The sequence below is a fragment of the Candidatus Dependentiae bacterium genome (assembly GCA_016871815.1).
Taxonomy (GTDB): Bacteria; Babelota; Babeliae; order Babelales.
The window spans coordinates 12,553-27,117 of record VHBT01000010.1 but is presented as its reverse complement, the minus strand read 5'-3'; the positions used below and the strand labels follow the sequence as shown (position 1 = coordinate 27,117).

Genomic DNA, 14,565 nt, shown 5'->3' with positions numbered 1-14,565 from the left:
GCAACATCGCCCAGGAAATAAAAAGAACTAACGCAAATACAACACAATAAACAACTATCGAAAACACAAAAAACTCGAATAAAAACTCAACATATTTTTCTAAACTACTCGAAGAAAAACATTATGAAAAGAAAAAAACAAGAGATCTTTTGTCCTCAGAAAAAAGTCAAATAATACAAAAAAGTTTTTAAGATTGGGATTAGCTGATAGAATGTGTTTTATAAAAATAATTCTTTAAAAAAACGTTCATGGATCGCCAAGTTATCCCTCAAAAAAATACTTCTTACCTCAAAAATTTACTTAAAGGATTAATATTTTTTAAATCCTTTAATCGAACGCATTGGTTTTCGATAATCCTCTCCGCCGTATGCATAATAGCAACTATTATTCTTTCATTCTGCTTACCCCTTGCGCAAAAAATAGCCATAAATGCTCTAGAAAAAACAACCCAAAATACAGGTATTTTGTGGCCGCTTGCTCTTATTTGTTCTTACGCCTTAACATGGTTTGCTCGCCAAGTTATTATGCAAGCTCGAGAACTGTTTGCACTCGCACCCTTTGAGCACCTTATTACAATTATTTCAGAACAAACATTTGCTCACCTGCTCAAGCTTCCAATGAGTTTTCATGCACACAGACGTCTAAGCGTTTTAACGGGACTTTTCAAAAAGGTGCAGCTCAACATTCCTAACATTTATCACACTATTTTTTATTGGGTGGTTCCACTCATTATCGAATCTATCGGGGCGGTAATCATTGTATACAAACTGTATGGCTTCTTTTTTTCAACAATCCTCACTCTCACATTAGTTTTTTATGCCTTTACGATTAATTATTTTTCAACAATGACACGAATCTACAGGCAGCGATTTTTAAGCATTCTTTCAAGTTCCCACTCTTTTTTCACAGACACGCTTTTACATGCAGAAACAGTTAAATCATTTTGTCGTGAAAAGTATGAAATCGAAGAATTTAAAAAAATAAATTTTGCGACCGCTCGCGCACAGGTAACATATGGAACAGTTCACACCAGCATGCATCTTATCGAAGCAATAATTCTTGGAACCGGAATAACCATATTCTCACTCAAAGCAGCATTGCTTACGCATGATTTCACCTTTTCTCTCGGGGATTTTTTACTTCTTAATGGATATGTTTTGCAGTTTGCCTTACCCCTCTCAACGCTTGGACACCTTTTACGATACCTACAAACAGGATTAATTGACCTTGGAAGCATTTTGGATGTTTTAGATATCGCCCCCGACAAAACGGTCAACAAAGATCTTCCCGCTCTCACCGTTTCGGATGGAACCATAACATTTAAAAACATATCTTTTTTCTACACTCCTGAACGAGTTATCTTTGAAAACATTTCATGCTCATTTCCAGGTAAAAAAACAATCGGAATCGTCGGTTCTTCAGGGTGTGGCAAATCAACAATTTCACGACTAATCACGCGCCAATATCATCAATCAAAAGGACATATTTTTATCGACGATCAAGACATTAGTCACGTTTCAACACCTTCTCTTAGATCTCAAGTAGCAGTTGTTCCCCAAGAATGCACGCTTTTTAACAATACAATATTTTTTAATATCGCATATGGATGTCCCAATGCGACGGCTTTTGATGTCTTTAATGCAGCGCGAGCAGCAATGCTTGAAGATTTTATAAAAAAACTACCACATCAATTTGAAACAGTTATTGGAGAACGAGGACTCAGACTCTCTGGTGGGGAACGTCAACGAATTGCCATTGCACGGGCACTACTCAAAAAAGCTCCCATCTATATTTTTGATGAAGCAACATCTGCCCTTGATAACAGAACCGAACAACAATTACAAAAAAACCTTACTTCATGGTGCGCTGACTCAACAGTAATTCACATTGCGCACAGACTCTCTAGCATCACACACTCTGATATTATTTATTATTTTGAACATGGAACAATTATCGAGCAAGGAACACACGATCAGCTTCTCGCGCTCAACAAAAAATATGCTGATTTATGGAACAAACAACAAAGGAACGGTGAAGAATGAGCTCCCCAAAACCAATTTCATGGAATTTTATTAAATGGATTTTTGCTCAAATAATCCCAAACGAACTCTCGCTACAACTGAGATGTTTTGTTGTCATGCTTATGAATTTAAGCATGATTGGACTTCAACTCGCACTCCCATTTGTCCTCAAGCAATTAGTTAATTCACTTGAAATCGAAAGCGAAGAATCAACAATCATTATTTTATGCTTTGCTTATGGGTTGTTGTGGATTGCAACACGGTTTGTAACAGAAATTAGAGAAATTATTTCCTATAAAATCTTTGCAACCAGCGTAAGCCAAGTAACCGGATCTTTTTTCGAATATCTTTTAAATCAACCCCTCAGTTTTCACATCAATAAAGATATGGGAGCCCTTATTGATGAACTCAAAAGAACTCAATACACCCTCTACAAAGGAAGTATTGGTTTCTTCCTCACTATTTTGCCAAGAATCATAGAATCATTGGCAACGCTCTATATTTTATGGAAAAGCTACCCTCTTGATATCGCCATCACCTGCACCATCTTTTTGTACGCAATAACATCTGCGTCTATCACCTCTGCAAGTGCATCAATTAATGCTGAACAACTAGCAAATGAAGCAGAAAACGAACAATCAAACTTCCTTTTTGATCACCTATTAAATATTGAAGCGATTCAAAATAATGCCCAAGAAAAAGCCGAATACGAACGGCTTCAAGCTGTCCTTTCGCGAACAGAACAAGCTCGAACAATCGCATTTAAAGAGCAATTTATGATGATGGTTCTTCACGGGGGGCTTACCGGAGGACTTCTTTTATGCGTTTCTCTTCTCACCGGATACAAAGTACTTAATAAAGCATACACCATCGGTGACTTTATTTTACTCAATAGCTATATCATCAGCTTCTCTGAATCAATCAGCCAGCTTGGTAAACACATAAAAAATCTGCGGGAGGGGATTGTCGATCTTCAAGGAATTTATGAAATCTTTCAGACAAAAGAAAAATCATTACTTTCTGATGAATCAAACCATGGAGACAAAAAAATCATACCCTCAAATACTGCTATTTCATTCAAAAACATTTCTTTTTCTTACATTCCCGAAGCACCACTGCTAAATAATATCTCATTTGATATTTATCATGGTAAAACGGTTGCAATTGTTGGTGCATCTGGCTCAGGAAAATCAACCATCACCAAACTCCTTTTGCGATTATATCAACCAACTCAAGGATCAATAACAATCGGCGGCACACTACTAGAAGAACTAGACTTGATCGATTTGCGCTCGCAAATCGGCATAGTGCCTCAAAACCCCGTTCTTTTTAAAGACACAGTATTTAATAATATCGCATACGCAAATCCTATTGCGCCATTTGAAGAAGTTAAGCTTGCAGCAAAAACAGCTAAAATTGATGAATTTATAACAAAACTTCCACAAAAATATGAAACCGAACTGGGAGAGCTTGGAATGACTATTTCGGGAGGCGAACGCCAAAGAATAGCCCTTGCCAGAGCATTACTCAAACATCCATTAATTTTCATCTTTGATGAAGCAACTTCAGCCCTTGATACTCACACGGAAACCTCTTTGATGAGCAGTATCGTAAATGCATCAAAAGACAAAACAACTCTCATGATCGCCCACCGACTGTCAACAATCATGCATGCAGACCACATTATTGTACTCGATCATGGAAAAATTAAAGAACAAGGAACACATGCTCAATTACTTGAGCTGAATAAGCTATACGCTCAGTTGTGGTACAAACAAGCAGAGTCGCCAGAAGCTTAAGTGGCTTGCCTGGCCGAAGCTGAATTTGAGCGAAAAGCTCCATCCTATTATTTGAATCTCATATACCGCCTACGCTAAAGCTCTGGCGAGTAGCCTTCGCTCCCCGTTTCTTTTAACGTAAAATTTAATTCATTAAGTGGCTTGCCTGGCCGAAGCTCAATTTGAGCGAAGGCTGGTGGAGGCGATGGGAGTTGAACCCATGTCCGCCCCAAATCTAGCGCCAAGCGCTACGTGCGTAGTCTTATCTTAGATTCAATTATTTTTCCAAAAAGACGTGGCAATAAATAATTGTCCGCTTCGTGTACATTTACGATACGCTGCGAAAAATCCTACGTAAACGTTCTATTTAGTTATACGAGATTGCTCGTCAATAGACAGACAAGCAATCAAGAATGCTAGCTTAATTAATAATTAAGCACATGCAGCAGCAAAGCCAAATGATGACATTGCAGGCATTGAAGCAAAAACAGGGCTCATGTCAGAAACTGACCAAGACATTGCTTTTGTTCTCGCATCGTGAGAGTTAGACTCTGCACTTATTTGTTTTTTGTACCGTTTTACAAGTTTGCACAACTTGGCACGCTCTCAACACTGTCTCTGACACGTCGAAACCAATACGCCCCCACAAATTTCAAAGAAAATCGATAAAAAATCGATCTTTTTTAGTGTACGAGCAAGCACTCACGAATGTCAAACAGCAAAAGTGGCCTTTTTTAAAAAAAAATGCATTAAAATTCAATAAGACATGTAACTTCAATCATTTTTTCCAATTTTCAAAAGAAAAATCAAAAACTCTTAAAGTCCTCATTACCCAAGAAAATTATTGTAGAGTAAATCTATACTCTTATTTAGATCGGTAACTTTATCCGGGGAATGGTTACAAAAAATTACGGATTTTTATGAAAAAGAATTTGTGTAAACAATTATTTATTATCACGCTTGCAAGCCTTTGTATGCAAGCACCAGCGGCCCCCTTATTTGTTGAAGGCGAAAGCACACTTACAATAGAAAGAATCGCCGGAGTTGAAAGCCTCTATGACATTTTGGGAGTAAACCCCGATGCCGATGATGCAACAATTAAAAAAAATTATCGCAAATTAGCTCTAAAACTACATCCAGATAAAAATCCTGAAAATAGCGCTTACGCAGAAGAAGTATTTAAAACAATTACTGCTGCATTTGGAATTTTAAGCGACGCGTCAACTCACGCTGCATACGATCGAGCAACCGCTGAAGATAAAAAAGAAAAATTAAAACAAGTCCTCAAGGGAGTTATTACCGCAACCGGAACAACAGAAGATCAAGTTGAAGAAATCAAAAGACGTTCATCGCCGTCCAAAAGACCTGTTTCAGGTGCTAGAACGGCAGGACATGGAGCCGGTTCTGCAAGACCTCATAAAGCAGCAGCAACTCGTCCAGCAACTCGTCCAACAACTAGAGCTGCCAGCCCAGACGAAGATGAAGAAAAAGACCTCACAAGTGCTTTTGTCGCAGAACTTTTAAGAAGACAAGAAGAACGAAGAGAAGAAAGAGCGCGCGAACGCGCACGGCAAGCAGAAGCAGCAGCCTGGCAAAAAGACTACAAATTTCATGCAGCACAAAAAGCGCGCGAAGCTTCCAGAAGAAGATCACACTCGCCCGCTTCAAGCTTTCATCATTTTAGAGCCACAAATACTATCCCCTACCCATCACCCCTTAGACAAGGTCTTTTTGGTGTAAACTTAGATATTAAAATTGATGAGCTAGAATTTAGACTTGTCAATTCAGGCATGTATCATTATCCGGCTCTCGTAGAAAAAACAGGACTTCCCGCAACGCCTGATGATCATCTTTATCGGCTTGAAGAATTAACCGGCGTTGCAATTTCAGATGAAGACTGGCGATGGGTTTTTTATGAACTCCTGTCATTCGGATTTCTCTCTCAAGAAATCCTTACGGGTTACAATAGCAAATCAACAGCGCAAGATCCTCGACTTTGTAAAATCTTAAAAAGCCTGATGCGAGAATCATTTGAATGGGGAACATTCAAATTAATGGAAGACAACGTAACCAATGCATGCCTTACCGGAAGAGTAGAAATAACGGACCCGTCAAGCTTAAAAACACTGTTATTTTTTATTAAAAATCGCCGAAAAATGTTATTTGCGCAGGAGCCTAAAATTACTGCAGTCAACAATCAGATCAAAAAACTAGATGCTGTAATTCGAGAAATTCAAGAAGATTCACATAAATAGATCTAATCTTAGACGCTACAGCCAAACGAGAAGTTTAATTGAGCAATCTAGTATAGTTTTATATTGTCGATATACTAACGTATTAGCATGTTATCAAGTATCCGTACCGTTTACATCTCTCACCATGAGAGGAGGTTGCAGTTATGAAGTCATCCCAAATTCGAAAAGAATTTCTCGATTTTTTTAAAGAACAAGGTCACACCTCTGTTCAAAGTTCATCACTTATTCCAGCCGATGATCCAACTATTCTTTTCGCAAACGCGGGAATGAACCAATTTAAAGACGTTTTTCTCGGAAAAGAAAAACGCTCGTATGTTCGCGCGGCATCATCTCAAAAGTGCGTTCGTGCTGGCGGTAAACATAATGACTTAGATCAAGTAGGATTCACAGAAAGACATCTTACCTTTTTTGAAATGTTAGGAAATTTTTCTTTTGGCGACTACTTCAAAGAAGATGCCATTTCTTTTGCTTGGAAATTTTTAACCGAGAAATTACAACTTCCTGCGGAAAAACTCTATCCAACCGTTCATACTTCTGACGACCAAGCTGCTGAATTGTGGCTAAAAGTAACTGGCGATCCTAAAAAGATTGTTACCCGCCGAGGAGACAAAGACAACTTTTGGCAGATGGGCGATACCGGACCATGCGGACCATGTACAGAAATTTTTTATGACCGCGGCGAAAAATACGGGCCCTATCACGTTGATATTGGTGGAGAAAACCCACGATACATCGAGATTTGGAACCTTGTCTTCATGCAGTTTAACAGACAGGCAGACGGAACCCTTCTCCCGCTTGCTCAAACAGGAGTTGATACTGGCGCAGGACTAGAACGAGTTGCTGTTGTTATGCAAAACTGCGAAACCGTTTTTGATACCGATACCTTCACCTACCTGCGAGCAGAAATAGAAAAATTATCTGGCCTTTCATACTCAAAATCAGATTCTTTGATAAAAGCTGCTTTCAATGTTTTGTGCGACCATATTCGTTCATCGTCATTTATTATCGCCGACGGTGGAATGCCTTCAAACGAAGGCCGCGGATATGTTCTTCGAAAAATTATTCGAAGAGCTGCCTTGTTTGCTCAAAAATTAGGTTCTCCGCTCTTTTTCCCTAAACTTGCAGACACGTTGATTGCTGAAATGGGATCACACTTTCCAGAACTCACCAAAAGTCGTGATTTAATTATTCAAACGCTCACCCTTGAGGTTGAACGCTTTTCTGAAAATCTTGTTAACGGGCAGGCTATTTTACGCCAATACATCCAAACAAATCAAAAAGCTAATCTCTCTCAACTCTCTGGCGAACAAGTTTTTAAATTGTACGATACCTTTGGATATCCACCAGAACTTTCAACCTTAATGGCTCAAGAATATGGCTTCACCGTGGACATGCAAGGTTTTGAAAAAGAAATGAACAAACAACGCGAACAATCAGGTCAAAAAACAGATTCAGCAACTCAACAATCAACAATTAATGTTCCATCAACAATCACAAGCATCTTCACAGGATACGAAACAACAAAAACCGAAAGCGTTATCACCTGGTCACAAGCGACCAACGATGGCATATTTATTGTGACAGAAAAATCACCTTTCTATGTTGAATGTGGCGGTCAAGTTGATGACACTGGCTCTATAACAATCAATGGAAAAACGCATCCTGTGATTGGATTGTTAAAAGCCGGCGGTTTTACAAAAAACTTTGCGATCGTTCACAAACTTCCTGCAAATTCATTTACATCATCAGATCTTAAAGTAGGAACCGCTGTCTCATTAACCGTTGATGCAAAAAAACGTGCAGACACCGCTAACAATCACACAGCAACCCACTTGCTGCAAGCTGCACTCTGTACTGTCCTTGGCTCATACATCAAACAAGCCGGTTCTGTCGTTCACCCAGACTATCTACGATTTGACTTTGCTCATCTTACAGCACTTACACAAGATCAGATCGATCAGATCGAAAACCTTGTAAATCAAAAAATAACTGAAAGCATTTCTGTTAAAATTAACTTTCAAACACTTGCAGAGGCTCAACAAAAAGGCGTTACCGCTTTTTTTGGTGAAAAATATGATCCAGAACAAGTTCGATCTATCGAAGTTCCAGGATTCTCGCACGAACTGTGTGGCGGAACTCACGTTGCAAACACGGGACTTATTAAGACATTTAAAATCACGAGCGAAGCGTCTGTCGCAACAGGTGTACGTCGAATTGTTGCTGTTACCGGAAACGGCGCAGAAAAGCTTCTGAGGGAATCTTTCAATTCAGTCAAACATCTTTCCATGAGGCTTAAAACAACTCCGAGCGACGTTTGCGAAGGGGTTGAACGTCTTTTTTCAAATATTCAGCAACTGCAAGATGAAATTAAAGCCCTAAAAAGCAAACTTCAGGATACACAAATTCCATTCTGGCTTGATGAAATGAAAACCTACAATCATCTTCGCACACTCTACCTCAACATAAACGATGTTGATTCAAACGAAATTCGGGAAATTTGCGAAAAACTGGCTAAACGCCAAGATGGTTTGTTTGTTGTAACTTCAAATAAACCTGCAAACCCAAACATCGTTTCGTTTGTTGCATATCTCAGCGAATCAGTTCGATCTCACCTTGATTTAGCAAAACTCTCTGAGTTCTTTAAATCAGAAGGACTCAAAGGCGGAGGAAAAGCAGGTATACTTCAAGGCGGCGGAACGCTGAACGACAAAGCAGAGTTCAAAGAAAAATTAAAAAAAGTCTTTGAAGCCCTTGGCGAACAAATGCGCTAAATAGGTGTTGCGTGAGAACTCAAACAGTATCTTTTAAATTTGCACTCATGATGGTTGTAAACACCATCATGGGCGCAGGTTTTTTGGTTAATATTTTTCCACTAATGAAAGTTGCTGGCTACTTAGGTTTTCTTGGGTATATCGGTGCATTTTTAATCTTACTACCAGTTATGCTGGTTATGGGAAAATTTGCACAGCAGCGACCAATGAGTGGTGGAATGTATCAATATCCAAAAGAATTTCTTTCTCCACTTGCAGGCTTTGTGAGTGGCTGGAGTTATTTTTTAGGAAAATCTGCCACGATTGCCTTACTTACTCACGCATTTACCTCTTTTTTTGTACAGCAAAACATTCTTCCACCAATTTTTTCCGTGCTTACCTACGATATTATTATCGTTACCATACTGAGTATCTTGAACATGCTCGGCGTTTCGATCTCCGGAAAAATTCAACTTGTTTTCACCGCCCTCAAAACAATTCCTTTTTCTGCGGTTCTCATTGGAGGAATATTATTTTTAAAAAACAATGGAATTCCCAGCTCAATTCCAATACCAGAAACACTTTCTTTGCAATCACTTTTACCTCTTGCGTTGTTTGCCTTTTCTGGTTTTGAAGTCATCTGTGCCATCGGAAATCAAATAGAAAAACCAGAAATAAATAGCCTTCCAATTATCTTATCGGCAGGGGCGATTGTTTTGGCTCTTTATACATTTCTACAAACAAGTGTTACATTTGTTTTAGGCGGTTCATGCCCTGAAAAAGTTAATGCCCTCATAGCGTTTTCTCAAATAAGCTTTGGTTCTCCATTACTTGGATCCATAATTATTAATGCGGCATACCTTGCTGTTCTTTCAGGTATTTTATCGAATCTTGCAAACAATACGTGGAATTTTCACGCACTTGCACGAGACGACTTTTTTCCACAAAGCAAAATACTTTCGCTCATTAATAAGCAAAACGTTCCATGGGTTGCTCTTACCATAAAACTTATTTTAGTCATCTGCTTACTTGTACTTACTCAAGAACAACCAGCTCTTCAAAATATCTCTGTTGCGTGCATTACTATTTCATATCTTCTAAATGCTCTGGCAGCATTTGTAGGGGCTGCACAAAAAAAAATAATCCAAGTCCCTCTTTTTATCAGCGGAATTGGATCACTTTTTTGTTTGGGAATCTTAATTTTCTGCTACTTGAATATCACAAAGTTTGGACTATCTCTCCCATTCATCGGCATTTATTTAACCGGCGGAGTTCTCGCGCTCTGCAGAAAAATTATTTAACAACTGGTTGAACAGTTGTTGAAGCTTGCTGGTTCGTGTTTGCGTTTATAGCATCTTGAATTGTAGCAGCTGCTGTTTGATTCGACGGTTCTTTTTGCAGAATACTTAAGGCTTCTTTTATCTTAGCTGCAATAGCATTTGCTTTCTCTGTTGCTTTTTTTACTCGCGCTTGAGCTGCAAGATCAACCGAAACTTGAGCCTGCTGAGTTGATTGAGTATCCACAGAAAAAACAGCTGAAATCGAAATACTTAAAACCAATAACATTCGTTTTAACATATACTTTTATTCCTTAAAAAGTGGGCGCTTTGTGCGCCCACTTTTCAACTTAATTAATTACAGAATATCTGTAAACATCGTTACATTTGATGGAGCAGGTTGAGCTGCTTTTTTAGCATTTTTTCCATTACGACGAGCTTTTTTTTCAGCTTTTTGTTCTGGAGTCATATTTTTTCTTTTTTCTGCTCGCTTTGCTTTTCGCTCAGCTTTTTCAGCATCAGTCAATTGCTTTCTGCCTTTTTTTACAGAACAACGGCCTTTTTTTGATTGTTGTGTTTTTTCTGTTTTTTGATCTGAAGATTTTCCATATAGCGCAGAAACTGGAGCTACCAACCCAAGTAACAACGAAAGCAATGCAATGTTTTTTAAATTAAACATAAAAACCCCTTTTAAATAGTGTTTTGAAACGAATTTTTTACTTTTTATTCTGCTGAATTATCAAAGATTGATTCATCTAAAAGCTCATTTTGTTGATCACCAACAGGCTCGTATGATGAATCTTCAGGTGAATTATCTCCCAAGTCACCCAAATCTTCTGCAAGATCTGCTGCCATAGCATCAAGTTCAGCTTCTCGCCAACTTAAATCTTCTCGCTGCTCAGCATCATCTTGCATTCCGTCAACATCAACATCCATCGATACGTCAGAAGCGCCTTGCTCAAAATCTACATCTTGGCTATCGTCACTTTCCATGTCCATGTCTGAATAATTTATGGTATCGAATTTGGAAGATTCATCCCAACGAGAAGAAGTATCATCTTCGTCAGAAGAATCTTGCGCCATCATTCCTTGCCCCTGCTCAGAATCAGTCATCATGCCCTGGCTCTGTTCAGAATCATCTGAAGCCTCTGCATCTACAGATCGATACAACATGGCGTTAGACTCATCCCATCTACCAAGATCTTCGTCCGCAGAAACGAATCCAACTGAACATGAAAGAATAAGCAGTATTAATTTTTGAATTTTCATAGTATTTTCCCCAAATCCACCAGAAATGCGATATTTTATCTTCGTTTCTGGAGAACTTTAATCCAACCTACATTCTCATCATAGGACAAATTCTTTTCAGATTGCAACAATAATTAAAATTAAGCGGCAAAAAACTACATTTTCAAAAAATTACAAAAACGAAAAGAATCTACAAATCGAAACAAAAACAGAAAAAAGAATTTGCAGGGACATCTTGTAAGCTGAATTCTGTACCACACATGCGTGTGGCGATAGTCATTTCTCTATGCGACATACCCGCCCGTCAATCGAAAATCGAAACATTCTCGGGGCCTATTTTGTCTTGCTCCGCAAGGGGTTTTCCGCACGGAACAGTTGCCCTCCCGTGTGTGCGCTCTTACCGCACATTTTCACCCTTACCACACACATAAAATGCAGTGGCGGTATCTTTTCTGTGGCACTTTCCGTAAGCTTACGCCTCCCACGCTTGAAAAAACTTGCGTGGCTTGCTCTCGATTTGGAGTTCAGACTTTCCTCACCACCAAAAAAGGTAGCGCGACTATCCAAATATCCCTGCAAAAAAAGTATATATTTTAAAAAAAATATTATCTATCTCAAAAAGAAATCAAACAATAGAAATCAACTTATCTCACAATTTCATTCAAATTCCAATACAGAAAACTCTTCACCTGGCATCCAATTATAAATCTTTTTTACTACTTCTTGACGTTTCCCATGATAAATCAATTCAAGTCGAATAGGCATGCTTACGTCAGACCATTTAAAATACTTTAGGTTTCTATCAGTTTTTTTTAAGGTATACCCAAAAAAAACACTAATTAAGGTGCTTGCATTATTCATGATCGATACAGGAGAATGTCTAAAATCCTTCTCTAAATCATCATTCTCTATCAAGAAAAATCTTTTTTTTCCTTTTTTTATTCTATCCATTTTATCTGCAGGAAATTGCGTCAAATCAATCGTTACTGGCTCCTTAAACTTATCAAGATCTACAACCAAAACACCAATTTCGGGATTTGGAACATACTGGCCAACATACATTCCTGGGACAATTTCCTCGAGTGTATTTCCAGATCCTGCAAGATACCCATATCGCGAGGGATACCGCGCGCACAATTGTTGATATTGCTCAACTAGCGTTAATCCCAAAAGCTCTTGGCCTGGAATATTTCGCGCAAGATGCAAGGTACTTTTTGCAACATCATTAAAAACGTCACTTATTTGTTGGCCTAAATAATCTTTAACCGACGAAAAACATCGTCTTGCATTACCCACTTGGGCGTTGTGCTTAAATAAAAATCCTGCACCTGCAGCCACAACAAGACCCTGAATCATACCCACCCAATGTTTTTTGAGAAAGTTATCATCAACGAGCAATTTTTTAAAAAAATTAACAAACGCGACAGGCGGCTGATCGGCAAAACCCTTGAAGGACACTACAACTTTTTTGGTAGATCCGGTTTTTAAAAAATCAATTTTTACGGTGAAGTTTTTATAGTACTCCAAGAAAACACAGTTAAATTGCTCACTTTTTTGATATTCTCTGGCCTTGCCAAAGTACATCAAGTGCATTTTTACTCGATCGATAATAGCATCAAGGGCCGATCCAAAAATCTTAAAAAGCTCCTGCCCTTCTTCCATTCGTTGAAGAGCACACAAATCTTCGTACGAAAAAAAACAAACCACATCTTTTTTGGGATATCTTTCTAATTCGCCAGACACCTTTGTGTAAAAAAAAGATGTTTCATGTGCAAGGTTTTGATCAGGGAAAAAACGCGTACAGGATAAGAATGGCTTTTCCTCAGCCCCCAAAGCCCCTAATAAAAAAAGGCCTGAAATTAAAAAAAATCTTTGAACAAAAAGCATACTTTTAAAAAACAAGAAAAACGCGACTACTCTTTTTATCTTAGCCCATCACAAAAAAATTCATAAATTTGCTTAAAAAAAGAAACAAAAAGAGCTAAATCGCATTTTATTTGAGCATTTCACTTCACAGCCCGAAACAATCACCCACCTAAAGACCGGTAAATTACTGTTATTTTTTTGCCATATGGCTCCAGCCCAAACCCATCTTCTATTTTTTTTCTTACAAAATTAAACGCCCCTGCTTTTTGCTCAAAAAGAGTTAATATTGCCCGCTCCCACACATCAAGATCACCTGGATCACACAAAAAACCCGTTTCCTGATCCTCTACAAGCTCTTCAAGCGGTGACAAATGAGAAGCAACCACCGGCAACCCAACAGCCCCTGCCTCCAGTACCGGACGAGCAAAATGCCCTTTTTGAGCTGGAAACACCAAACAATCACTGGTCTGCAAAATGTGGTGCGTAGATTCAACAACCCCTGTAAACCGAATATTTTTAGCCATTTTTTGAGCCAGCTGGTTAACCTGACGGTACCACTGCTGAAGACCCAAGATAGTGCGTAATTTTGACTCAGTGGGCATCTTCCAGGAACCTGCCACAATTAAATAAAAATCGTGATTCTTAACCAAGAGCCGCTCCAATATGCGCAATGCCAACAGTGCTCCTTTTTCGCGAGACAACCCACCCAAATAAACCAAAACATTTGCTTCTTGGGGAATATTTAAAAGCTCTCGCTGCTGCTTTCGCGCGGCAATATTTGGCGAAAAAAACTGGCAATCAACAGGATTTTGCAAAATCACTAATTTTTTAGAATTTTTCCAAAAGCGACCATCATATGTAGATATTGCAATAATTTTTGTTGCACAGCGCTCAACAATAGATTGAATTATCATGCGACGCAAACCCATATACCCCGAAGCCAACGACTCCCGAATATGCCAAACGACGGGAATGTGTTTCCACCATGCCACAAGCGCCCATACTGATAATGAAGAGGTGTTTAAATGCACAATATCTGGTTTTAATTCATCAAACCACTTACCAGCATCAAAAAAAAGCACCTGTACCCAATCCCATAATGCTCGTAAAAAATGATGCACGTGATACCAGCGATACCACCAAATAACCGTATGCGAAAATTCTGCCCTCAAAACAGGCCCTGCAACTGCTATCCCTTCGTCGGTAAACAACTTTACCGCAGGAGAATCAAACAAAAATAACACCACTGGTTCAAACTCTTTTGTATCCAACGATCGAATAAGCAACCGCAAGCTATGAGGAGCACCACCAATCCCAGATCCATGATGAATAAAAAGTATTTTTTTCCTGATCATCATATTTTTAATAAC

At 38.8% G+C, this 14,565-nt stretch carries 10 protein-coding genes and 2 other RNA genes; 5 read left to right on the top strand and 7 right to left on the bottom strand.

Translation table 11 applies throughout. The annotated features are described in order from the left end of the window. The first annotated feature begins 248 nt into the window (after positions 1 to 248). Together FJ366_02520 and FJ366_02515 are read left to right on the top strand one after the other, a co-directional pair. On the top strand, positions 249 to 2,042 hold the full coding sequence (locus tag FJ366_02520) for an ABC transporter ATP-binding protein/permease (protein ID MBM3894445.1): 1,794 nt from the start codon (positions 249 to 251) through the stop codon (positions 2,040 to 2,042). Further along, positions 2,039 to 3,820 (top strand): ABC transporter ATP-binding protein, encoded by a 1,782-nt coding sequence (locus tag FJ366_02515; GenBank protein MBM3894444.1) that lies wholly within the window; start codon positions 2,039 to 2,041, stop codon positions 3,818 to 3,820. Before FJ366_02520 ends, FJ366_02515 begins: the two co-directional genes overlap by 4 nt. 173 nt (positions 3,821 to 3,993) lie before the next feature. Here the strand turns inward: FJ366_02515 and ssrA are convergent. Beyond that, positions 3,994 to 4,444: a transfer-messenger RNA gene (ssrA, locus tag FJ366_02510) on the bottom strand. Positions 4,445 to 4,773: 329 nt separating this feature from the next. On the opposite strand from ssrA, the gene FJ366_02505 reads away from it, so the two are divergent. The 3 genes from FJ366_02505 to FJ366_02495 all read left to right on the top strand — a co-directional run bounded on the left by FJ366_02505 (position 4,774) and on the right by FJ366_02495 (position 10,105). Further along, positions 4,774 to 6,054, top strand: coding sequence for a J domain-containing protein (locus tag FJ366_02505; GenBank protein MBM3894443.1), 1,281 nt, complete (start codon positions 4,774 to 4,776; stop codon positions 6,052 to 6,054). Between the two features lie 143 nt (positions 6,055 to 6,197). Beyond that, positions 6,198 to 8,825, top strand: coding sequence for an alanine--tRNA ligase (gene alaS / locus FJ366_02500; GenBank protein ID MBM3894442.1), 2,628 nt, complete (start codon positions 6,198 to 6,200; stop codon positions 8,823 to 8,825). An 11-nt stretch (positions 8,826 to 8,836) separates the two neighbouring features. Then, entirely contained in the window at positions 8,837 to 10,105 is a 1,269-nt protein-coding gene (locus FJ366_02495; GenBank protein MBM3894441.1) for an amino acid permease, read from the top strand. On the opposite strand, the gene FJ366_02490 is transcribed toward FJ366_02495, so the two are convergent. The 6 genes from FJ366_02490 to FJ366_02465 form a co-directional block, all read right to left on the bottom strand. Beyond that, positions 10,098 to 10,382: a hypothetical protein gene (locus FJ366_02490; protein MBM3894440.1), complete on the bottom strand. Its 285-nt coding sequence runs from the start codon at positions 10,380 to 10,382 to the stop codon at positions 10,098 to 10,100. The two genes, FJ366_02495 and FJ366_02490, sit on opposite strands and share 8 nt — an antisense overlap. A 57-nt stretch (positions 10,383 to 10,439) precedes the next feature. Next, positions 10,440 to 10,760 (bottom strand): hypothetical protein, encoded by a 321-nt coding sequence (locus FJ366_02485; protein ID MBM3894439.1) that lies wholly within the window; start codon positions 10,758 to 10,760, stop codon positions 10,440 to 10,442. 44 nt (positions 10,761 to 10,804) lie between these two features. Continuing rightward, the gene (locus FJ366_02480; GenBank protein ID MBM3894438.1) at positions 10,805 to 11,350 is read right to left on the bottom strand and encodes a hypothetical protein; all 546 of its coding nucleotides are present in this window, start codon (positions 11,348 to 11,350) and stop codon (positions 10,805 to 10,807) included. A 201-nt stretch (positions 11,351 to 11,551) separates the two neighbouring features. Then, positions 11,552 to 11,904: RNase P RNA component class A (rnpB, locus tag FJ366_02475), an RNA gene on the bottom strand. An 82-nt stretch (positions 11,905 to 11,986) separates the two neighbouring features. Continuing rightward, positions 11,987 to 13,036, bottom strand: coding sequence for a hypothetical protein (locus tag FJ366_02470; protein ID MBM3894437.1), 1,050 nt, complete (start codon positions 13,034 to 13,036; stop codon positions 11,987 to 11,989). A gap of 320 nt (positions 13,037 to 13,356) precedes the next feature. Then, entirely contained in the window at positions 13,357 to 14,553 is a 1,197-nt protein-coding gene (locus FJ366_02465; protein ID MBM3894436.1) for a glycosyltransferase family 4 protein, read from the bottom strand. Positions 14,554 to 14,565 lie beyond the last annotated feature (12 nt).